This is a genomic window from Exiguobacterium sp. s193 (assembly GCF_018618755.1).
GTDB lineage: Bacteria > Bacillota > Bacilli > Exiguobacteriales > Exiguobacteriaceae > Exiguobacterium_A.
The window spans coordinates 55,171-76,705 of record NZ_JACSMR010000010.1; the positions used below are offsets into that span (position 1 = coordinate 55,171).

Consider the following 21,535-nt stretch of genomic DNA (forward strand, 5'->3'; position numbering starts at 1 on the left):
GGAGGGACGCTTATGTCTACGACCTTCCTCTTTGGATATATTGCATTCATGGTCGTCACGTTCCTTGCGGTCAACTTGATTGCACGCCGGACACGTCAACCGCGGGTAGTTGGCGCAGAAGGACCGGCCCTTGATGAGACAATCATTGAAGCAGAAGCGACTGGCGCGATTCCTGCCGCTCCTGCACCGCGAGAACGGGCGACGATTTCGACTGAAAATATCAGTATTCCAAAAGTGTTGACCGTCCTCTTGATCGGGATGTTCATCGCGATTTTAAACCAAACGTTAATCAACGTCGCCTTACCTGTTTTAATCAATGACTTCAACGTCTCGACGTCGACGGCGCAATGGTTGACGACCGGATTCATGCTCGTCAACGGGATTTTGATTCCAATCAGTGCCTTTCTCATGCGGAGCTATACGTTCCGCCGCCTGTTCCTCGTCTCGATGACGTTGTTTTTCTTCGGATCCGTCATCTGTTCGATGGCGATGAACTTCCCCGTCATGATGATTGGACGTGTGGTCCAAGCCGCCGGAGCGGGTGTCTTGATGCCGCTCGGTACAAACGTCTTCATGACGCTGTTCCCACCCCATAAACGGGGAGCTGCGATGGGCATGCTCGGAATCGCGATGATCCTTGCCCCTGCGGTCGGACCGACCATCACTGGGTACGTCATTCAAAACTACGATTGGCATGTCATGTTTTATGCGATGGCCTTCTTCGGTCTCTTGACGCTGTTACTTGGTCTTGCCTGGTTCAAACTTGTCCAACCGTTGTCGAAACCAAAGTTCGACGCACTCGGTGTTCTCTTCAGTACGATCGGTTTTGGTAGTCTCCTGTACGGATTCAGTGAAGCAGGAAACGATGGCTGGGATAGTCCCGTCGTCATCAGTACGATCGTCATCGGACTTCTCGGGATTGCAGCCTTCGCACTGCGTGAACTCGCGATGGACGACCCGATGCTCAACATCCGTGTTTTGAAAGTACCGGAGTTTTCCTTTACGCTCTTCATCAATGTCATCGTCACGATGGCATTGTTCGGCGGCATGTTGCTCCTCCCGATTTACTTGCAGAGCATCCGCGGTTTTTCTCCAGTCGATTCGGGTCTCTTGTTACTGCCTGGATCATTGATCATGGGAGTCACTGGTCCATTCGCCGGACGGCTGTTCGACCGGTTCGGCATCCGACCGCTTGCCATCTTCGGTTTGACGTTGATGACATACGGGACATGGGAATTGACACAGCTCGACATGAACACGTCTTACAATTCCATCATGGGTATCTACGTACTTCGGTCCTTCGGGATGGCCTTCATCATGATGCCGATCATGACGGCCGGCATGAATGCCTTACCGATGAAGATGATTCCGCACGGGAATGCGACACAAAACACGTTGCGCCAAGTCGCTGGGTCAATCGGAACTGCGATTCTCGTCACGGTCATGACCCGTCAAACGACGGCGCACTTAGCAGACGACGCCAACCAGTTTACGACGCTTGACCCGACGCTCTCGCAACACCTTGGTGAGCTCGGACAACAGCTTGGTAGCCCACAAGCCGCTTCCGTCAGTTGGTTAACACAATTGACGAAACAAGCGACAATCAGTGGAATCACCGATGCCTTTTGGGTGGCGACCGTCTTGTCCGCGCTCGCACTCATCTTGTCATTTTTCCTTCATGGAAAAAAAGAACCGAATTTAGATTAACGTGTCTTGTAAAGCCAGTTGACGGCACATCGTCAGCTGGCTTTTTAATCGTTCATCTTTGCACTTCTTTCGTAATATCGCTACACTAGGTTCATTGAGTTTATATCAAAAGGAGATGCTTTATGGTTGCCTTCCTTCAATTTTACGCGTTCATCTTCGCCTGTTGCTTCGCGTGGCAGGTTGGACGACCGTCCCTTTCATGGTCGCAAAAAATCACGCGTGCCTTTCTAACGAGTATCAATGGTCTGTTCGTCTTTTTCCGTGCTTCGGTCTCGATTTTCTTACTGGTCGGTCCGCTCGTCCTTGTCTCGTATTATGTTTTCCCGAACCTCTTACGGTTCGAAGGTGGTCTGTCGATTGTCATCAGCGTCCTTGTGATCGGTCTGATCGACCGTCTCGTTAGCCTGATCATCTTGCCGCTCGTCCGGTCATTTTTCTTAAAACGTAAACGGATCATGCCCCAGCTGCTCGAAGCGTGTCTCTATACGGTCTCGATGACGGTTTTGCTTTATATCAACTTAACCGCTGTCCCCGGCGTACAAATGAGTCTTGCGATCCCCATTTTCTTTGGCTTCACGATTTACTTTGCACATTATTTAGTCGCATTAATCCGCCTGCGTCAGATTAAGAAAAAACTTGCCGTCGGCTCTAATAAAGAACAATGACGAGATGAACGAATCGATGTTTTCCCTAAAAAGAAGCGCGGTTCGTTTTATTTTTAAAAATTAACGTTGACAATGATAATCGTTATCATTTATATTTTAAGAGTACTTAGATCAGGAGATGATAGTGATGAATACACGACAACTCATTTTAGAACGACGTTCGGTCCGTGCTTACACCGATCAACCCGTTCCGTCCGAAATGATCGAAGAGATTTTAGAGGCCGCGATTTATGCGCCGAATCATAAGTTACGCGAACCATGGCGTTTCATTCTCGCAATTGGTGAAGGACAAGTTCGTTATGTCGAACAGTTGATGACGCTCCTCGAAGCACGCGGTCAATTCGACCAAAAGACAGACGAGCAACGACGCGCTGCAAAAGAAAAATTCAGTGAAGTGCCCGTTTACCTGACCGTTCTCTATCAAGTCCAAGGAACGGACGATCAGCAGACGGAAGACTTACTTGCGACCGCCGCGATGATCCAAAACATTCAACTGCTTGCGTCTGAGCTTGGCTTAGGGAGCTGTTGGAAAAGCGGAAAACACTGGTTTACGGATGAGTATGCGACACTTGTCGGAGCAAACGATGAAGAGCGTGTTGCCGGTGTCATCCAACTCGGTTGGCCCGCGATGATTCCACCACTAAAAAAACGGACACCCGCCCGTGAAAAGTTAACGCACTTTTAAGAAGTGCGCATCCTGCGAGCTACCCCTGCTCGCGCCAATCAAGCCCCATTTATACAGTCATAAGCGATTATTTTACAACTTCTCCCCCAAACGAAGTTGATGAAATAATCGCTTTTTCTTTTACACTTTTCACCTTCCCTAGCAGAGTATATTCATTAAACGGAATAAAAAAAGTCCACATGATCCGCCGCCTTGTGAAAAGCGGAAAATCACATGGACTTCCATAAGCATTATTTTTAGACAAGCGTCGTTCGCTCAGACACGACTTTAGCTGGCTGAACCTCACCTAACAGATGATCGACAATCCGTTTCGTCGCTTGTCCATCTTGATACGTAAAGAATTGGCGAGCGAATTCCTCAATCTTCTCCGACTCGAACTGCCCCTGCTTAACCCAAGCGATGACCTCGTTGAATGAGGAAACAATCGGTCCCGGGACAAATGATTCATACGGGAAATAAAAGTCTCGCTCTTCCTTATACGACGTCAAATCGTTGACGAGGAAAATCATCGGCTTTTTGAGTAACGCAAACTCAAAGATGACGGACGAGTAATCCGTGACGAGAATGTCTGAAATCTGCATCAAATCATTGATATCGGGATAATCCGTCATATCGATGATTTGGTCAGAAAATTCAGCCGGGACAACCGGCCGATTGAGCACGAACGGATGCATCCGTAACAATAAGATATAGTCACTGCCCAGTTCTTGACGGAACTGTTCAAAATCTAATTCTTCATCATAATGTGCCGTCGTCTGACCGTTGCCACGGAAAGTCGGAGCAAGAAGAATGATTTTCTTCGAGCGCCACTCTGGATGTGCAGCATACAGGTTCTGTTCAACTTGCGCTTTACGGGCAGGATTTAAAAGTTGATCCGTCCGTGGGACACCGAGTGGATAAACACGTGCTGCGTCCATCCCGAATGCTTCAGCATACGGTGCAATACAAGCCGTACCTGAGACGTAGACCTTTGAATAGTTTCGGTGAATCTGTACCATCTTCAAATAGTCGTCGTCCGGCGAATAGGATTTATCAAGGACACTGTATCCAAATTTTTTGAAGGCGCCACACGCATGCCAAAGTTGAATGACTTCTGTTCCTTTCCGGAGCGGTGTGACATAGACCGGATAGTAGTAATCATCGATGATGAAGTAGCGTGCCGTCGCGAGTTCGTACGTCGCCCGCATCATATGGAAGACATACTTGATTTGTCCGAGTAAACCTTGCGGGAACCGTTTCAATAGGAACACATACGTGTATCCGAGATTTCGGCTCTCGAGCTCGTCATAGACCGCCCGGAAGTTATCGACTAACTTGTCAGAACGATACGTCGCAAACACGACTTTTTTGGGATTGAGCGGCAATCGTCTCGCGAGCCAATAGGTGATGACGAGCAGATAATGTACCGTCCGGCGTTGAATTAACCGTATTTTTTGTTTCATGTGTGATCCCTTCTGGTGCTTCTACTTATATTACATCGACCATTCCATGACCGTTTTTCCGAAACGATTCGTTAAATCACTTTCGAATGCCCGGTGGATGTCTTCGATTTGACGAATTTGGAACACACCTGCGACTAAGTTCGACAAGTATTCCGGAATATCTGGATACGTTTGATACAATTCCATCGTCCGTGCGAAGTCGGTTGGTGTACTGCGGCTCGATCCGTAGACACGCAATCCCTTTTCAAGAATCATCCGCGTGTTTACAGCGACCGGTTCTTCCGACACACCAAGTAATGCCATCGTTCCTTCCGGGATGATGTAATCAATCATCTGATTGATCGCATACTGGCTCCCGATGCCGCCGACACATTCAAAACCATGATTGAAAGAGACATCTGCCGGAATTTGATCGATATGGTACGTCTCATCCGCGAATGAGAAATAATCGAGTTTCGATTGGGTTTTTCCGAAGACATATAATTTCGCGTCCGGATACAGTTTGCGTAACAATAACGCTGTGATGAATCCGAGGTTTCCATCTCCCCAAATCCCGAACGTCTCGCGGCGTGCATGTGCGATTTGGTCGAAACGAGTTACCGCATGAACCGCGACGCTGACGAGTTCCGTAAAGGCTGCGACTTCTGGATTGAGATCTGCTGGTACTTCGACGAGACGATCTGCTTGAATGAAGACGTAATCTTGCATGTACCCGTCATATCCACTCGAACGGAAACGGCTTGTCCGCAAATAGTTTTCGCCGATGATGTCGTCCGTCTCAGACGGCGTATTCGGTACCATCGCGACAAGTGTTCCTTTTGCGAACGTACCTGACGGGTCATGAACGACTTTTCCGATTCCTTCATGAATCATCGCCATCGGTAATTTTTTTGCAAGTACTTCCGCACTGCGGCTGCCTGTAAAGTAACGTTGGTCCGCATGACAAATCGACAAGTAAGTCGGTCGGACGACAACACGATCAGACTTCAATGACCGCTCATCGTACGTCACCTCGATTTGGCGAGGTGCAACGAGTTGGTAGACTTGGTTAATCATTGGTTAATCCGCTCCTTCAGGATTGCGTTAGCAATACGTAAATCATAAGGTGTCGTGACTTTGATGTTGAAGAGTTCGCCTGTGACGAGTGCAACATCTTCGCCTTTCAGCAAGAGAATCTTACAGGCATCCGTCAAGATCGCACGTTCTTCTGTAGATAGCGCTTCATAGTGTGATTTAAGCTTCGTGATTTGGAAACTTTGTGGTGTTTGTCCTTGGTACATTTGATCACGGACCGGAATGTCTGTAATCGTTTTTCCATCCGTCGAAGAAACGATCGTATCGATGGCTGAAATGACGGTATCACACGCACCATACTCGAGCGCTGTCGAAATATTTTCCTTGATGATACGGTGTGTCAAGAATGGACGGACCGCATCGTGCGTGACGATGATATCTTCGTCTGTGATGCCATTTTTTTCTTCGATCCAGTTAATCGCAGCCATGATAGATTCATTACGGTCGTTTCCGCCTGCTGTGATGACGATTCGCTCATCTTGACCAATGTATTTTTCAAGAATGTCACGTGTGTAGTTAATCCAAGCAGTTGGCGTCACGATGATGACGCGGTCGAAATCGTCATTCAATAAAAACTTTTCAACCGTATGGACGAGAATCGGGCGCTCCCCAATCGAAAGAAATTGTTTCGGACGATCGACGTTCCCCATGCGTGTTCCTTTACCCCCAGCTAAAATTGCTGCATAAATCATCTTGTATCGCAGATGCCTCATCCGTCGCGTGACGGCGCTGTCATGAAACGACCTGCTTCCCTCCCTTGTCAAAAATCTTTTTTTGTTTCCACTTGCCAGCGATGTGGGTATATCTTCAATTAGAGTTGGATTACAAGTACACGGTCTTGACTAAAAAAACAAAAAAAATATACAAAGCACTATTTTTTTTGCTTTGTCACGATATAATGATTGGTGATTTCTAATACAACTATACTATGTTCGTGGTGATTTTAAAAACCTATTACTTTTGTGTAAATACATTGTAATCATTTGAGTGAGGAGAGATTGTTTTGACAGAAGAAACACCATTGCCGACTTTACAAGCAAAAGTCGACTATTTAGAGCTTGCTGGAACTACATTTCGTTTTGAGGCACGTCTGTTTGGATTAACTGATTTTCTTCAGGCGGAGCAACTTCTTTTTGAAAATCCAACGACACATCCACAAGAAGAAATCGAGCAAGAAGATGACTACATTCAGTCAGAGGCACCAGAAGAAGCGATTCCTTTGGAGCGTGCCATCATCTTCCGGAACAAACGGAATAAACGGACGTTCATTCTCCGCTTCCCGTTCGAGGGGGACTGGACTGAAGAAACGTTCAGTGGTCAGTTAGACCTCAATCACATCACACCGACAGGACGTCCTTTACCGATGGGGTACTTTGATGCGTTTTTCGCAATCGTCCAAGGTGATTCGATTTTACATGAAGCCCCGTTCGGCGACACACGTTCGTTGATTCCGGTCCTTTACCGTGTCGATACAAAACACAGTAATGTCTTGCTTAAGCTTGAATATGAACTGGTCGTTCAGCACTCAGAATACAGTAATACCTTAAGTTTCCATTCCCTAAAGCGCGGAGAGTCGAAACGTCTAATCCGTTTGCTTGACCGCTATAATAAATACAAAAAAAATTTTCGGAAACGGGCCTTCAAATTCCGTCGTTTTATGTTCAAAGCCATCTATAACGTCACGAAATGGACGCAACCGATCGAAGAGAATAAAGTGTTACTGGCTTCCGATTCACGAAGTGATGTCAGTGGAAACTTCGCCTACATTCTCGACGAAATCGAGCGGCGCGATTTGAACCTTGACGTTAAGACATTCTTCAAACCAAATCTTCAATCCCGTCGCGACTGGCGTGATAAATTCATGTTGCCGTATCACTTGGCGACAGCCAAAACGATTCTCGTCGATGATTTTTATCCGATGATTTATCCGCTCAACATCCGTAAAGGAACGGATCTTGTCCAAGTCTGGCATGCCGTCGGAGCATTCAAGACGTTCGGTTACAGCCGTCTCGGTAAACCAGGCGGTCCAAGCGCCAACTCGCTTAGCCACCGGAACTATACGAAAGCAATCGTCAGCTCACACAACGTCGCGCGTCACTACGCGGAAGGATTCGGTCTCCGCGAAAATCAAGTCGTCGCGACTGGTATCCCGCGGACGGACATGTTCTTCGACGAAGAGTACATCGCTGCCGCAAAAGAGCGGATTTATGAAGAATATCCAACGTTCAAGACAAAAAAAGTCATCATGTTTGCACCGACCTTCCGCGGTAATGGCGCGAAGAGTGCCTATTACGACTTCGACCAACTCGATTTGGATGCTTTATACGAAGCCTTCCATGAAGAGTATGTGTTCGTCTTGAAGATGCATCCGTTCGTCCGACGCCGGATGGAAATTCCAGAACTCTATGCGGATTTCTTCATCGACTTGACGGATCACCGTGAAATTAACGAATTGTTGTTTGTCTCAGATATCTTGATTACGGATTACTCGTCGACATGTTTTGAGTTCTCACTCTTGAACCGACCGATGTTGTTCTTCGCCTATGACTTAGACGACTATATCTCAAAACGTGATTTCTATTATGACTTCGAAGAATTCGTACCTGGACCTATCGTCAAAACGTCAGACGAATTGATTGAACGGATTAAAAATGAAGACTTTGAAATGGACAATGTCAAGGCATTCGCCGAGTATTTCTTTGAACATCAGGACGGGAAATCCAGTGCCCGGTTCGTTGATCAAATCATTCTCGGAGAGAACAAATGACCGTTGCTCCAAAGCCGATTCCCGTGCCGGCTTACGATCACTGGCTCGGGAATTACAAAGTGTTGTTGATTTTTACGGTCGTCTTCGGTCATTTGATTGAGACGTTCCGTAATCTCGATGGCAATGATTCGGTTCAAATCGCCTACAATGTCATCTACTTGCTGCACATGCCTGCCTTCATTTTCATGAGTGGGTACTTCTTCAAACAAGTCCGACCAAAACGAATCATTTCGTTCGTCGTTTTGTATTTCATTTGGCAATCGATTCATGAAGTTTACCTGGCATATGCTAACGATAAGACGCTCACAGGACTTGTCGACGGGTTACTTCATCCGCTCGTCCCGAGCTGGACGTTATGGTACTTGCTCGGCATCATCATCTGGCAAATCGTCACGCCCGGGTTTCTTATTTTACGTTTCCCGCTCGTGATCAGTGTGGCCGTTGCGCTTTTGATCAATGCGAATCCGGGGGCAATCACAAATTTCCTGTCGCTTCAAAAGGTGATCAGCTTTTACCCGTTCTTCTTGATGGGCTATCTTGTCAAGGAACGGGGCTGGCTAGCAGCTGACGGCTTCCGTGATCGGTTGACGGGACCTGCCGGACGTCTCGTAGGTCTCGTTGTTTCACTATCGATTGCCGTCTTTATGGCGATGTGGACGAAAAACGGTTTTGATACGGCGTGGCTCTTTTACCGGGATACGTATGGTGAGTTCGACGTTTCACTCCTCAAAGGAGCAACCATACAGCTGTTTCTCTATGCCATCAGTACGGTCATGATTTTCTCTGTGCTCCTGATCATCCCAAGACGCTCCTTCGGTGAACGGTTTGACGAAATCGGGATTCAGACGTTAGCGATTTATTTACTTCATTCGTTCATCGTCCGTCTCTTCCGCGATTCCTTACCACCGGCCATCGCAGAATCACCGTTTCTGTTGATCGGCTTAGGGCTCTTGCTCGCGACAGTTCTTGTCTTTGTCCTGTCGAGTCGCCCGGTCGTCCGAATTTTGCGCCCATTGTTATCGCCGAATGTGAATTGGTTATTCAAGAAAACAAGCTGATGCTTTACCTGATACGTCTAGAAGCAGGTGACTTCATCCAGAGAAAAAAAGGGATTGTCCATCGATTTTCAGATGGCAATCCCTTTTTCCGTATCCATTTCAAAATCAATCCAGCTTTTTCAGCTCTCTAAATTGACACAGACTTTCTCTTGAAACTAAGATGATAAGGATGACACAATAATCGCTTACATAAGCGCGCAGAAAGAAGGGGTCCCCTTGCAAGCGGATCAACGTAAAAAATTAACGGTCTTGATGATCAACATGTTCATCGCCGTCGGGAGCTTCGGGATCATCATTCCGATTCTGCCCGCTTATCTCGCCTCCATCGGGCAAGGGGGAACGGCTGCCGGGCTGATGATCGCCATCTTTGCCGGCGCCCAGCTCGTCATGTCTCCCATTGCCGGAAAATGGGCCGATCAATACGGCCGTCGCAAGATGATCATCTATGGACTGATTGGTCTGACACTGTCGATGTTCGTCTTTTACTTCTCGAACTCGGTCGCGATTCTTTATCTGTCCCGCGCAATCGGCGGAATCGGTGCCGCCTTGCTGATTCCGGCAATCTTTGCTTACGTCGCCGATATCACGACGATGGATCAACGGGCGAAAGGAAACAGTTATGTTTCAGCCGCGATGTCGCTCGGAATCGTTATCGGACCGGGAATCGGCGGATTCCTCGCCGAATATGACTTAAAGTTGCCGCTACTCGTCTCAGCTCTCGTCTCGGGGCTCGCCGTCTTGTTCAGCATCTTGTTGCTCAAAGAAAGTGATGTCCATGATGCAACAGCGATGGCACCGGACGAAGGATCGATGCTCAGTAAAATCGGTGCGTCGTTCCAAAAACCATACTTCGTCCCGCTCGTCATTACACTGGTCATGAGTTTTGGTCTGATGGCGTATGAATCCGTCCTCGGCCTCTTCATCGATAACCAATTCGGTGCTTCACCGAAAGATATCGCCGTCATGGTGACATCGACCGGTATCATCAGTGTCATTGCTCAAATCTTTATCGTCGACAAGATCACACGGAGTCTTGGTGAAGGTAAAGTATTAAATATCTTTTTATTGATTGCGACACTCGGGTTCCTCGTCTCACTCTTCGCCTCGAGTTACGGTGGGTTCTTTGCGGTTACGCTCGTCATCTTCCTCGCGACGTCGATTTTACGGCCCGTCTTGAACACGATGATTTCAAAACTCGCCGGGAACGAGCAAGGCTTCGCGATGGGGATGAACAATGCCTACATGAGCATCGGAAACGTCCTCGGACCGACACTTGCCGGTCTGCTGTATGACGTCAATATCTTATATCCGTTCATGCTTGGACTTGTCTTCCTCGCCGTGACGTTAGTCGGCTCTGTCGTATGGCAACGCCGTCAGTCCCGGTTGATTGAAAAAGTCGAACGCACTTCTTAAGTTAAATTCACCAAAAAGAGTAGGATGGTCTCCGGATGTAAAGCGGAGACCGTCCTACTCTTTGTTTGTCGTACGATATCTAAGAAGACTGACAGCCTACTTGAATTTTTAATGAGATTCTTCTCGATACTTCGTCGCTCTTTTCCTTTCAACCATATGCTTTTTGATGGGCTTTTTTTAACTTCAGGTACTCTTCATCGGCCCGGATCAAATCCCACTTCTCTTGAAAGATTTCAGCGGATTTTGCTTTTTCCGGGTCGATGTCCCGTTCGTTCAGCTCGCCTTTTTCTTTATCCTTATATTTCCGTCCTCCCGGATAATTCGCATAACGGCGGGCACGCGTGTGTCCCATCTGAATGAACTTCCGCGCCATGTCCATCCCGACAAAATCCCCTGCTTCTTTGTAAGCTAAGTACATCGCATAGATTTTCTCGGAGGATTCCTTTGCAATGTCCGGTGTCTTGAACCGCCAATGCGGCAGGATTTCACCTTTGTACGGTTCGACGAGCAGGACACCTTGCTCTCCCCGTCCGACTCGGTACTTTTCCGGTTCTTTCCGAAAGTCCGTTGTCTCGAAATCGATCTCATAATCAAACGCCACGGTTCCCACATCCCTTTTTGGTAATTACAGGACAATTCCCCGCCATGCCTTCGCTTAATCTTCTCGATACAATCCATGGGCATACACTTCCGTCAGCGTCCGCGCAATCTCATCAATCGCCGCCGTCGTCTCTCCCCGGACGACTTCAAACAAATACATTTCATTTGCGAAAAACCACCCGCGGGCGACGAGTTTCGGATTAAGATCCGTTCGGGCCAGCCCTTGCTGCTGGGCATATAAGATGTCTTGGCTGATTTGTCCGATGAACCGTTCCCGAATTTGTTTCCACTTCGTCCGAACGACGTACGATACGCCAATCGCTTGCTCGACGACACGGAGCATCGCCCGCTCCTCGTCTGCGAGCCGAAGAAAGGCCGTCGCTTGTTCCAAAATCTGCTGTTTTGCGTCCGCACGCGAACGTGGCTCAAACACTTGCTCGGCAATTTTGTAAAACCGGTCCATGACGTCTTCCATCAAGACGATCAACAATTCATCCTTCCCTTCAAAATGAACGTATGCCGTTCCGTAACCGACTCCCGCTTGTTTGATGATTTGTGAGATGGTTGCCGTTTGAAAGTCTTGCGACAAAAAGACGTCACGTGCCGCAACGAGCAGCTTCTCCCGCGTTCGTACCGTCCGTAGATGACGTTTGTCGACTTTCGCCTGTGCTGGTTCCTTCATCCTCACACCACTCCTTTTGCTTCGTTATCCAATAATATTGACACAGTGTCAATTTGTTTGCTACGCTTTTGTCAAAATTGATTAAGGATTCAGTTCGAGGAGGAACCGAGATGACACTTACCGCAAACCGTGAAGAGGCAGTCCAAATGGATCAGCAAGACCAGCTTGCACCATACCGCAATGAATTTTATCTCCGTGAAGGATCGATTTATATGGATGGCAACTCACTTGGTCTCTTATCCAAACGTGCCGAACAGACATTACTGGAGTCGCTTGCTGATTGGCGCGAACTCGGGATTGACGGTTGGATGCAGGGGCGTCATCCGTGGTTCGAATTGTCGGAAAAACTCGCGACCTTAAACGCCCCCCTTGTCGGCGGGCGCGCAAACGAAGTTATGGTGACAGGATCGACGACCGTCAACCTGCATCAACTCGTCTCGACGTTCTTTGCGCCGAGCGGACAACGGACGAAAATTTTAGCGGACAGTCTGACGTTCCCGTCAGACATTTATGCACTGCAAAGCCAACTTCGCTTACGTGGACTCGACCCAGCCGAGCACCTTGTCCAAGTCGAGAGTCGTGACGGACGTTTCCTTGACGAAGAGGATTTAATTGCCGCAATGACGGATGACATCGCCTTAATCGTCCTCCCGACCGTTTTATACCGAAGTGGACAAGTCCTCGACATGGAACGCTTGACGAAAGCCGCCCATGACCGGGGCATCCTGATTGGCTTTGACGGCTGTCACTCCGTCGGCGCCGTCCCCCATGCGTTTCACGACTGGGGCGTCGACTTTGCGTACTGGTGCAACTATAAACATTTAAATGGTGGACCGGGAACCGTCGGTGGTCTATTCGTCCATGAGCGGCACTTCGGGACACTCCCCGGTTTAACCGGGTGGTTCGGTTCGCGCAAGGACAAACAATTCGACATGGATCACACATTGACGCCAGCAGAAGATGCGGGTGCCTTCCAGATTGGAACACCACATGTCTTAAGTCTCGCGCCGCAAATCGGTGCCCTCGAACTGTTCGCAGAAGTCGGAATTGACGCCGTCCGGAAAAAATCACTCGCCTTGACGGATTATATGATGCGTCTTGTCGATGAAGAACTTGCACCGTACGGCTTCTTCATCGGAAGTCCTCGCGATCATAAGCAACGTGGTGCCCACTTGAGTCTCGAACATCGGGAAGCGGCACGGATCTGTAAAGCGTTAAAAGCCCATCACATCATTCCCGACTTCCGTGCACCGAACATCGTCCGCCTCGCACCGGTCGCGTTGTACAATACGTTTAGCGATGTCTACGACGTCGTTGCGACGCTGAAGACCATTATGAAAGAGAAGGAATACGCGCAATTCGCAAATGAACGCGAAGTCGTCGCGTAAGGAGGACATCATGAAAGAACACCCTACTGAACTACGACGTGACTTAAAAACACGTCAACTGACGATGATTGCGATGGGATCTGCCATCGGGACAGGGCTATTTCTCGGAAGCGGTCTCGCCATCAGCCTTGCCGGACCCAGTGTGCTGATTAGTTATGCGATCGGCGCCTTCATCGTCTTATTACTGATGGGCTGCCTCGCTGAAATGACGGTCGCCCATCCGACTTCCGGTGCATTCGGAACGATTGCCGAACGGTATATCAGTCCCTACGCCGGCTTCCTCGTCCGCTACTCGTACTGGGTCGCGAACGTTCTTGCCATCGGGGTCGAGGTCAGTGCGATCGCGATTTACATGAAGTACTGGTTCCCGGATGTTCCCGGGTACTTATGGATTTTATTGTTTGCCGGTGCACTCATTTATATCAATGCCACGACGGTCCACACGTTTGCGACGTTTGAATACTGGTTCTCCGTCATCAAGATCAGTGCCATTCTCATGTTCATCGTCCTTGGTACGTACTTGATCATCGGTAGTCCGGCACCGGAAATCGGTCCGCAAAACTTCACGAACGATGGCGGATTCATGCCGTTCGGAATTTCCGGTCTGTGGGTCGCTGTCTTTATCTCACTCTTTAGCTTTATCGGGACAGAATTAATCGCGGTCACAGCGGGTGAAGCAAAGGACCCTGACGTTGCCGTGCCGAAAGCATTAAAAGCGACGGTTTTCCGCCTGTCGACGTTTTATGTCCTGACGATTGCCGTTATGTTAATGATCGTCCCGTGGCAACAAGCCGGCGGAATTGACCAAAGTCCGTTCGTCAAAGTGATGCAGCTCCTGTCAATTCCCTATGCAGGCGGGATTATGAACTTCATCATCCTGACAGCAGCTTTGTCGGCGATGAACAGTCAATTGTACGCTTCGACGCGGATGATGTACTCACTCTCAAAAGCAACCTATGCACCGAGAATCTTTAGTCGTCTGAACGCAAAAGGTGTTCCCTTGTTCGCACTCGGTGTCTCAACACTCGGCATCTTCCTTGCTGCCGTCATCAGCAGCCAGTCGAGCGTCTCGTACCCGTTCATGATGGGCATTTCGATGTTCGGTGCGATTTTCACATGGTTCATGATTTTCATTTCCCACCTCTACTTCCGCAAAGCCTGGGAACGGGACGGTGGGCGGAAACTACCTGTCCGGATGATGGGTTATCCGTATTTGACGGCGCTTGGTGCCATCTTGTTAGTTGCGCTCGTCATCACGACATGGTTCACGGACTTCCAAATTGTCCTGAAGTTCGGAATCCCATGGTTGATTTTCTTGACGATTGCCTACGCGTTTTGGAAACGAAATCATCCACCGCAAGCAGATCAACAGAAACGTTCACAATCACTTTAACGTAAAGGGGATCGATTGGAATGGAACAGACCGGTCAAAATGGAATCGAGTCGACGATTCAAACGGATTTTAAGAAAGATATGTCGTACGGGGATTATTTACAGCTAAATCCTTTACTCAGCAGCCAACACCGTTTATCAGATCATCATGACGAAATGCTGTTCATCATCATCCACCAAACGAGCGAACTTTGGATGAAGTTGATTTTGCACGAGATGACGGCTGCGACGAAGGCGATTGCGGACGATCAACTTGAACGTTCGTTTAAGATGCTCGCCCGTGTCTCAAAGATTCAGCAACAATTGATTCAGTCCTGGTCCGTCCTCTCGACGTTGACACCGGCAGAGTACCTTGAGTTCCGGGATTCCCTCGGGCACTCGTCCGGTTTCCAGTCCTATCAAAACCGGCAAATCGAATTTGCACTCGGCTTTAAAAACGCGCAGATGCTGCGTGTTTACGAACATGAAACAGAATTATTCGCCCAGCTGAACACTGATTTAAAAACACCCAGCATCTACGATGAGACCGTCCGTGCGATGGCACGACGCGGTCTCGCGATTGATTCTGCAATCCTTGAACGCGATGTCACACAGGACTGGGAAGCTGACGCAAGTGTCGAAGCCGCCTGGGGTGAAGTTTACCGTGATGTCGAACAATACTGGGACCTGTACGAACTCGGTGAGAAGTTACTCGATATCGGCAGCCAACAACAAATGTGGCGTTTCAATCACATGAGTACGGTCGAACGGATCATCGGACAAAAACCGGGTACGGGCGGCTCGTCCGGCGTCAGTTACCTACGTCGTGTCCTTGACCACCGCTTCTTCCCGGAACTCTGGTCCGTCCGCACAAAATTATGAGGGGGAATTCCTGATGAACCGCTGGATTGATGTTTCACAACCACTGTCCTCGTCCGTGACGACATGGCCGGGAGATACGAAGTTCGACTATACGATCAGTTGGAGTAAAGCCGACACAGGGTCCGTCAACGTCGGTAAGGTCACGATGAGCTTGCATACCGGTACACATATCGATGCGCCGTTTCACTTTGACGATGCCGGCAAGAAAGTCATCGAACTTGACCCCGATCTATATATCGGTCATGCGCGGGTCATCTACTTACCCGGTCGGACAGAACTCGTCGCAAGTGACCTCGACGGATTCGATTTGACCGATGTCCGCCGTCTCATCATCAAGACGGACGGCTGGGTCGATAAATCGGTTTTCCCTGAGTCGATTCCCGTCCTGACACCCAGTCTCGCAGAGCGACTCGGTGCTCTCGGAATCGAACTGATTGGTCTCGACCTTCCGTCCGTCGATGCGATCGATAGTAAAGAGATGCTTGCCCATCACGCACTTGCGACCCATGGTGTGCATATTTTAGAAGGCCTCGTCCTCGATAGAATCGCACCTGGAGACTACCACCTGAACGCTGTCCCGCTCCCACTCGTCGATGGTGACGGCAGCCCGGTCCGTGCGTTATTACGTCCATATTGAATAAAAAAAGAACGTTCTCGTTTTTTCGAGGACGTTCTTTTTTGACTGTAGTGAAGTAACCTTCAGACAAACGTTTTACTTTTCGTGACTCCTACGGGGAAAAGCGCACGATTTTTGCGCTGTCAGAGGCAGACAAGACCCTGCTACTTGGTAGCAACGGCTTGCGCCTCACCCGAGGAAAGCACGAGAAGGAAGACGCGTTTGTCAGTCACTCACTTCGCCTAGAAACGATAGACAACACCGTTCAACGAATTACCGTCACGGGAAAAAGTGTTTCTTCAATCCGTTTCGTCACATGCGCAACCGTCGCAAGCGACTGATCGACTTGAAAACCGATATCTAACGAATGATTCGCTCCAGGAATCAGCTCAACCGTTAAGTTACTGGCCCGGCACCGTTCGAGTGCCGACGTTTCATGAAAACGGTCCGCATCGCCGATGACGAGTAATCCCCGTTGCCGGCTTGCCGCAATTCCTTCCGCGATGAAGGGCACGGTCAAAAGCGGCGTCAGTAAAATGACTGTCGCTTCCGAAAAAACCGGTCGTTGCATCAACGTAACGAGCGGACCCGTTCCAAGGGATTTCGCGATGAACTGGTGCGCCAGATAGGTTTTTTCTTGTAAGACTTTCGTAATGACGGCATCGATCCGGCGAAGGATTTCGTCGTCCGCTTCCTCGTCCGGCAAATCATAGACGTCGTCCGACATATAGTGAATCTCAATGATATTGACATCATGATTCAGCAACATCATCCGACTATAGTAAAAGTACGGATGGTTGTAGACATAACTTGCACCTGACAATAAAAAACAGACGTGCGATGACTCAGAATAATAATGCGTATATGAAACGAGCTGCTCCCCAACTGCAATCGTTTCGTGACGGATGTCCATCGAGCTTCCCCCTTTTAAATTTTCCTTACTTTACCATCTATTCCTTACAAGGTCCATTAAAATCACATTCCCATTTTGCAGAAAAATCGTCACCTGGCGCCGGCGATTGTTTTGTACACTGAATCCGTTACATATTCTCCGGAGGTGCAAAATGGATTCCAAACGAAATGATGGATTGATCGCTGTCGGTCTCCTGTTCGTCGAAGCCGGTCTGTTTGGTTTCAGTCATGCGATGTCCGTTTCACCTGAAGTCAGTTCCGGTAACGGCAATCCGGCCATTCTATTCGCATTGCTGTTAATCTTCTTATTCGTCACCAGCGTCCGTTCCGTCATCCGTTTCTTGCACCGTCTTCAAGTCCGTCCATCCGGATTGACGATTTTGCTGCTGCTCAGCGGGAGTTCCGTACTGTTCGGTTCAATCTATCAAATCCATCACTACCGGACGTACCGGGCTGACTTGATTGATCACTTGATGCACCGAGAAGGGATGACACATGATTTAGAGTACATTCGCTCGATCACATCCGTCTTCGACATCCATATGAATGATCAGATTTTTAATGGCGCGACTTTTTTTATCTTTACTTATGCCATCCTCCTCGTCAGTAGCTCGTTCCTGCTCCTCCACCACTGGTGGCTCAACGTACCTCGGTAAACCAGACGAAAAACAGGATCCGCTGGCGCCGTTCGTGGCACAAGCGAATCCTATTTGTTTAATAGGCGAGTTGATCCGGTGTAAAGACAGATTGTTCGACTTGTTTTAATGCGTAGAAGGCACCTTGTCGGTTCATCAACTCATCATACGTTCCGACTTCGATGACTTGTCCCTGTTCCATGACGACAATCTGATCCATCTGTTCAAGGCCTGCGAGACGATGACTGACGAGTAACACAGTTGCGTCTGTCGCACGCACGAACAGTTGACGTAAAATCATCTGTTCCGTCAAGGCATCGACGGATGACGTCGGTTCATCCAACAAGTACAGCGGTGCTTCGCGTAAGAAAATCCGGGCAAGCGCGAGCCGTTGTTTTTCGCCTCCCGATAGATTTTCCCCTTTCTCGAGCACCTTGTCAGTCAGACTAAACGTCAAATCAACCTGCCGCAACGCCAATTCCATCGCTTCATCCGTCGCTTCCTCATGTGCGAGTTGCAAGTTTTCACGAATCGTTCCGTAAAAGAAATGATTCTGTTGCAGGACGACATTCGTTTGTCGCCACAAGGCTTCCGGATCGATTTCTTCTCCGCGGACACCATCAATCGTGATTCCGTCTACTGGATACATCCGGAGCAACAGTTGGAGCAAGGTCGATTTCCCGGAGCCGCTCGCGCCGACGATCGCCGTCTTCGAGCCACGGGGGAACGTCACGCTGACGTCACGGAGGACGGGCCGGACTTCACCCGGAAATGAAAACGTGACGTCCGTCGCCGTAAGCGTCGGAGCCGCGCCCAGTTCAAACGGAGGATATGTCGGAATGACTTCGTCCGTCACGACATCATCGAGCCGTCGTGCAGCATGACGACTGTCTTCGAAGAAGCCGGGTAAAATCGCCATCGGTGCCGCATTTTCGAACACCGTCAACGAGGTCATGACGAGCAATGCAAGGAAGACACCATCGAGTTGACCGTCCGCGACGAGGTAGGCACCGAGTCCGAGGACGAGCCACGAGATGACTAACGTCGCCAGTGTGTTGAGCGCAAGGTTCGAGACGGCATGTAGTCCGTTGCGCCGTTCTTCTGCGACATAGCGGGCTGCGACTTCGTTCAGTTCCGTCTCTTTGTTTCCGAGTTGCTGATAGATTTTTAAGTCGCGGTAACCTTGGAACAACTCTGTCACTTCCGTCGAGAGTTCCCCGCGCCGTGCGCGAACGGTCCGTGCGAAACGCTGTTCCCGGTAAGCGAACCAGCCCGGGATGATGAATCCCGTCAAGAACAGTCCGAACACGAGAACGAGCGCGACACTCAGTGAGAAGAAGCTGACGAAAAAGATTGTACACAGAAAGACGAGGACGAGGATGATCGGCGGATAGACGACACGTAAAAACGTGTTTTGCAGACTCTCGACATCGCCGACGATTCGTGCGAGTAAGTCACCGCTCCGATACTTCGCGAAGATTCCCGGAGCAAGCGGTTCGAGTCGTTTGTAGAACGTCGTCCGTAAATCACTCAAAATTGTAAACGTCGCCCGGTGCGAGTAATAACGCTCTGCATAACGACTGACGGCACGCGTCAGGCTTGATATTTTTTGTAAGGCAATCAGCACAGCGAGTGTTTGGATCGGTGGCAACAGCGCCGCTTTGGAAATCAAGAAGCCACTTGCTGCAAACAGACCCACCGCCGTGATCCCGGCAAGGACACCAAAGAGAATCGAGAGGACGATATCCCGTTTCTGGTGCAGCATCAATCGAAAAATACCCATCAATTCCTTCATCGTGTTTCCTCCCCTCGTTGGACGGCACGCATCCGTGCATACTCTGAATCCCGCGCGAGTAGCGCCTCATGTGTGCCTTGGTCGACAATCCGGCCGGCCTCTAAAATGACGATGTTGTCTGACTGTTCAATCGTATGCAGACGATGTGCGACCGTGATGACGGTCGCCGTCCGTCCGAGTTCCTCGATTGCCTGCTGTAACAGGTGTTCCGTCTTGACGTCGAGTCCCGTCGTCGGTTCGTCGAACAAGATGACGTTCGGTCGTTTTAAGAAGGCACGGGCGAGTGCGACCCGTTGTTTTTCGCCACCTGATAAACCGCGCCCCCCTTCACCGATTCCGGTGTCGAGCCCGTCCGGTAAACTCGCAATCAGTTCTTTGAGTCCTGCGGCAGTTGCCGCACGCTCGATGTCTGTCCGCGTCGCCTCCCGTAATTCACCGATGGCGATGTTGTCGGCGAGTGTCCCCGCATACAGGTAAGGATGTTGCGAGATATAACTGAGCTGTCCGAACCAGCTCGTTTCCGTGATTTGTGCGCGTGGCTGACCATTCAGGAGCACTTCGCCGTTCTTTGGATCCGCTAGTCCCGCGAGTAACTGCAGGACGGTCGATTTCCCGGCACCACTTCGTCCAATCAAGGCGATCTTTTGATACGGTTCAATCCGGAGCGTGACGTCGGTCAGTGCAAACCGCTCATCCTGATACGTAAAGTCCACGTCTTTCAGTTCAATCCGCGGTGGGGTCGCAGTCGGTAAATCAACCGACCCGAACGTTACACCCCGGTCATCTTGTGTCAGTTCAGACGCAATCTGTTTCGCCGCCGCAACACTTCCCCGTCCGGTATGGAATGCTGCCCCCATCTCTTTTAGTGCCAAATAATACTCCGGTGCAAGCACAAGCATCAAGAAGGCCGGAACAAAGGTGATGCTTTGGAAGAGAATCAACCGTAAGCTGACCTCAAGCGCAATCATCCCCATGCTGAGCATCGAGATGAACTCAAGCATCAACGATGACAAGAAGGCGAGCTTCAGTACGGTCAAGGTCGCATCGCGGAAGTCGAGACTACTCCGTTCGATGACATCCTGCTGTGCTTTCGCGCGACCAAACAACTTCAACGTCGTGATGCCTTGCAGCGTATCGAGGAAGGTCCCCGAGAACGCCGTCATCTTCTCGAGCTGCGTATCGGCACGCTTTTGCGTCATGATCCCGATGACGATGTAGAACAAGGGAATGAACGGTGCCGTAATCATCATGACGAGACCCGTAATCCAGTCATAACTGAATGCTGCGATCAGCACCATCAAGGGAACAATCGACGTCTGGATGACTTTCGGCAAGTATTGGCTGTAATAGCTGTCCATCTCATCGACCGCGTCAAGCAATACACTGACCTTTTGTCCCGACTGTCCTTGCGACATCACTTCGACGGAACTCGTCGTATACTTCGCGACGAGCGCCTGGCGAATGTCTTGTTTGACACGCGCCGCGAGGACCGTCCCGAGCCGTCCGTTCCAGTACGTGACAGCGACCCGCAACATCAGCATGAGCAGTAAGACACCGAGTAGCGGAACGATTGCCGCAAAGGCGTCCCCTTGGAGAAAAATGCGGTCGACGATGATGACGATCAAGTACGATTGACCGATGACCGCAATCCCCATCAGGACAGCCGCCAGCATCAATTGCAACATGATCGTACGTGGAATCGAGATGATTCCTTTAAGTGGATTCATATAAAAACGCCCCTTCACAAATTGTGAACGACTTTTAGTGAATATTTTCACATATCGTACATTCAGTATACCGAATCCTTCGTTTAGTTGCCATGAGAATGCCGCTCCAAAGGTGT

At 49.5% G+C, this 21,535-nt stretch carries 19 protein-coding genes; 11 read left to right on the forward strand and 8 right to left on the reverse strand.

The window, feature by feature from the left end; genetic code table 11:
* Positions 1 to 12 precede the first annotated feature (12 nt).
* The 3 genes from KNQ04_RS11935 (at position 13) to KNQ04_RS11945 (ending at position 3,057) form a co-directional block, all read left to right on the forward strand.
* Complete coding sequence (locus tag KNQ04_RS11935) at positions 13 to 1,707, forward strand: DHA2 family efflux MFS transporter permease subunit (protein WP_214850984.1); 1,695 nt, start codon at positions 13 to 15, stop codon at positions 1,705 to 1,707.
* A 122-nt stretch (positions 1,708 to 1,829) separates the two neighbouring features.
* Complete coding sequence (locus tag KNQ04_RS11940; protein WP_214850985.1) at positions 1,830 to 2,372, forward strand: hypothetical protein; 543 nt, start codon at positions 1,830 to 1,832, stop codon at positions 2,370 to 2,372.
* A 127-nt stretch (positions 2,373 to 2,499) separates the two neighbouring features.
* Entirely contained in the window at positions 2,500 to 3,057 is a 558-nt protein-coding gene (locus tag KNQ04_RS11945; protein ID WP_214850986.1) for a nitroreductase family protein, read from the forward strand.
* A 236-nt stretch (positions 3,058 to 3,293) separates the two neighbouring features.
* On the opposite strand, the gene KNQ04_RS11950 is transcribed toward KNQ04_RS11945, so the two are convergent.
* Genes KNQ04_RS11950 through KNQ04_RS11960 form a run of 3 tightly spaced genes read right to left on the reverse strand, consistent with a single transcriptional unit; the run spans position 3,294 to position 6,265 of the window.
* Positions 3,294 to 4,499: a CDP-glycerol glycerophosphotransferase family protein gene (locus tag KNQ04_RS11950; RefSeq protein WP_214850988.1), complete on the reverse strand. Its 1,206-nt coding sequence runs from the start codon at positions 4,497 to 4,499 to the stop codon at positions 3,294 to 3,296.
* Positions 4,500 to 4,529: 30 nt separating this feature from the next.
* Complete coding sequence (locus KNQ04_RS11955) at positions 4,530 to 5,555, reverse strand: ribitol-5-phosphate dehydrogenase (RefSeq protein WP_214850989.1); 1,026 nt, start codon at positions 5,553 to 5,555, stop codon at positions 4,530 to 4,532.
* Positions 5,552 to 6,265: an IspD/TarI family cytidylyltransferase gene (locus tag KNQ04_RS11960; RefSeq protein ID WP_214850990.1), complete on the reverse strand. Its 714-nt coding sequence runs from the start codon at positions 6,263 to 6,265 to the stop codon at positions 5,552 to 5,554. The genes KNQ04_RS11955 and KNQ04_RS11960 overlap by 4 nt, the downstream gene beginning before the upstream one ends.
* Positions 6,266 to 6,576: 311 nt before the next feature.
* Between KNQ04_RS11960 and KNQ04_RS11965 the strand changes: the two genes are divergently transcribed.
* From KNQ04_RS11965 to KNQ04_RS11975, 3 genes are all read left to right on the forward strand, one after another.
* Positions 6,577 to 8,340 (forward strand): CDP-glycerol glycerophosphotransferase family protein, encoded by a 1,764-nt coding sequence (locus KNQ04_RS11965; protein ID WP_251137025.1) that lies wholly within the window; start codon positions 6,577 to 6,579, stop codon positions 8,338 to 8,340.
* Entirely contained in the window at positions 8,337 to 9,398 is a 1,062-nt protein-coding gene (locus tag KNQ04_RS11970; RefSeq protein ID WP_214850991.1) for an acyltransferase family protein, read from the forward strand. The genes KNQ04_RS11965 and KNQ04_RS11970 overlap by 4 nt, the downstream gene beginning before the upstream one ends.
* Positions 9,399 to 9,614: 216 nt before the next feature.
* Complete coding sequence (locus KNQ04_RS11975; RefSeq protein WP_214850992.1) at positions 9,615 to 10,811, forward strand: MFS transporter; 1,197 nt, start codon at positions 9,615 to 9,617, stop codon at positions 10,809 to 10,811.
* Between the two features lie 148 nt (positions 10,812 to 10,959).
* Here KNQ04_RS11975 and KNQ04_RS11980 read toward each other — a convergent pair whose 3' ends face one another.
* Together KNQ04_RS11980 and KNQ04_RS11985 are read right to left on the reverse strand one after the other, a co-directional pair.
* Positions 10,960 to 11,412, reverse strand: a complete 453-nt coding sequence (locus KNQ04_RS11980; RefSeq protein WP_214850993.1) for a DUF4385 domain-containing protein — start codon at positions 11,410 to 11,412, stop codon at positions 10,960 to 10,962.
* A gap of 54 nt (positions 11,413 to 11,466) precedes the next feature.
* Positions 11,467 to 12,093, reverse strand: a complete 627-nt coding sequence (locus KNQ04_RS11985; RefSeq protein ID WP_214850994.1) for a TetR/AcrR family transcriptional regulator — start codon at positions 12,091 to 12,093, stop codon at positions 11,467 to 11,469.
* 110 nt (positions 12,094 to 12,203) lie between these two features.
* Here KNQ04_RS11985 and kynU point away from each other — a divergent pair, with 110 nt between their 5' ends.
* The 4 genes from kynU to kynB are packed head-to-tail and all read left to right on the forward strand — an operon-like array spanning position 12,204 to position 16,371.
* Positions 12,204 to 13,481, forward strand: coding sequence for a kynureninase (gene kynU / locus KNQ04_RS11990; protein ID WP_214850996.1), 1,278 nt, complete (start codon positions 12,204 to 12,206; stop codon positions 13,479 to 13,481).
* Between the two features lie 10 nt (positions 13,482 to 13,491).
* Positions 13,492 to 14,874, forward strand: coding sequence for an amino acid permease (locus tag KNQ04_RS11995; protein ID WP_214850997.1), 1,383 nt, complete (start codon positions 13,492 to 13,494; stop codon positions 14,872 to 14,874).
* Positions 14,875 to 14,894: 20 nt separating this feature from the next.
* A complete protein-coding gene (kynA, locus tag KNQ04_RS12000; RefSeq protein WP_214850998.1) occupies positions 14,895 to 15,734 on the forward strand; it encodes a tryptophan 2,3-dioxygenase in 840 nt (279 codons plus the stop codon).
* A gap of 13 nt (positions 15,735 to 15,747) precedes the next feature.
* The gene (gene kynB, locus KNQ04_RS12005) at positions 15,748 to 16,371 is read left to right on the forward strand and encodes an arylformamidase (protein ID WP_214850999.1); all 624 of its coding nucleotides are present in this window, start codon (positions 15,748 to 15,750) and stop codon (positions 16,369 to 16,371) included.
* Between the two features lie 244 nt (positions 16,372 to 16,615).
* On the opposite strand, the gene KNQ04_RS12010 is transcribed toward kynB, so the two are convergent.
* Positions 16,616 to 17,263, reverse strand: coding sequence for a cyclase (locus KNQ04_RS12010; protein ID WP_214851000.1), 648 nt, complete (start codon positions 17,261 to 17,263; stop codon positions 16,616 to 16,618).
* Positions 17,264 to 17,414: 151 nt separating this feature from the next.
* Here KNQ04_RS12010 and KNQ04_RS12015 point away from each other — a divergent pair, with 151 nt between their 5' ends.
* The gene (locus KNQ04_RS12015; protein WP_214851001.1) at positions 17,415 to 17,918 is read left to right on the forward strand and encodes a hypothetical protein; all 504 of its coding nucleotides are present in this window, start codon (positions 17,415 to 17,417) and stop codon (positions 17,916 to 17,918) included.
* A 58-nt stretch (positions 17,919 to 17,976) separates the two neighbouring features.
* Here KNQ04_RS12015 and cydC read toward each other — a convergent pair whose 3' ends face one another.
* Complete coding sequence (cydC, locus tag KNQ04_RS12020; RefSeq protein WP_214851002.1) at positions 17,977 to 19,692, reverse strand: thiol reductant ABC exporter subunit CydC; 1,716 nt, start codon at positions 19,690 to 19,692, stop codon at positions 17,977 to 17,979.
* Complete coding sequence (gene cydD / locus KNQ04_RS12025; RefSeq protein ID WP_214851004.1) at positions 19,689 to 21,419, reverse strand: thiol reductant ABC exporter subunit CydD; 1,731 nt, start codon at positions 21,417 to 21,419, stop codon at positions 19,689 to 19,691. Before cydD ends, cydC begins: the two co-directional genes overlap by 4 nt.
* Positions 21,420 to 21,535: the final 116 nt, after the last annotated feature.

Bases quoted from the DNA above. Each gene is read 5' to 3' on its own strand.
- KNQ04_RS11935 (WP_214850984.1), top strand. From the start codon at position 13: ATGTCTACGACCTTCCTCTTTGGATATATTGCATTCATGGTCGTCACG.
- KNQ04_RS11940 (WP_214850985.1), top strand. From the start codon at position 1,830: ATGGTTGCCTTCCTTCAATTTTACGCGTTCATCTTCGCCTGTTGCTTC.
- KNQ04_RS11945 (WP_214850986.1), top strand. From the start codon at position 2,500: ATGAATACACGACAACTCATTTTAGAACGACGTTCGGTCCGTGCTTAC.
- KNQ04_RS11950 (WP_214850988.1), bottom strand. From the start codon at position 4,499: ATGAAACAAAAAATACGGTTAATTCAACGCCGGACGGTACATTATCTG.
- KNQ04_RS11955 (WP_214850989.1), bottom strand. From the start codon at position 5,555: ATGATTAACCAAGTCTACCAACTCGTTGCACCTCGCCAAATCGAGGTG.
- KNQ04_RS11960 (WP_214850990.1), bottom strand. From the start codon at position 6,265: ATGATTTATGCAGCAATTTTAGCTGGGGGTAAAGGAACACGCATGGGG.
- KNQ04_RS11970 (WP_214850991.1), top strand. From the start codon at position 8,337: ATGACCGTTGCTCCAAAGCCGATTCCCGTGCCGGCTTACGATCACTGG.
- KNQ04_RS11985 (WP_214850994.1), bottom strand. From the start codon at position 12,093: ATGAAGGAACCAGCACAGGCGAAAGTCGACAAACGTCATCTACGGACG.
- kynU (WP_214850996.1), top strand. From the start codon at position 12,204: ATGACACTTACCGCAAACCGTGAAGAGGCAGTCCAAATGGATCAGCAA.
- KNQ04_RS11995 (WP_214850997.1), top strand. From the start codon at position 13,492: ATGAAAGAACACCCTACTGAACTACGACGTGACTTAAAAACACGTCAA.
- kynA (WP_214850998.1), top strand. From the start codon at position 14,895: ATGGAACAGACCGGTCAAAATGGAATCGAGTCGACGATTCAAACGGAT.
- kynB (WP_214850999.1), top strand. From the start codon at position 15,748: ATGAACCGCTGGATTGATGTTTCACAACCACTGTCCTCGTCCGTGACG.
- KNQ04_RS12010 (WP_214851000.1), bottom strand. From the start codon at position 17,263: ATGGACATCCGTCACGAAACGATTGCAGTTGGGGAGCAGCTCGTTTCA.
- KNQ04_RS12015 (WP_214851001.1), top strand. From the start codon at position 17,415: ATGGATTCCAAACGAAATGATGGATTGATCGCTGTCGGTCTCCTGTTC.
- cydC (WP_214851002.1), bottom strand. From the start codon at position 19,692: ATGAAGGAATTGATGGGTATTTTTCGATTGATGCTGCACCAGAAACGG.
- cydD (WP_214851004.1), bottom strand. From the start codon at position 21,419: ATGAATCCACTTAAAGGAATCATCTCGATTCCACGTACGATCATGTTG.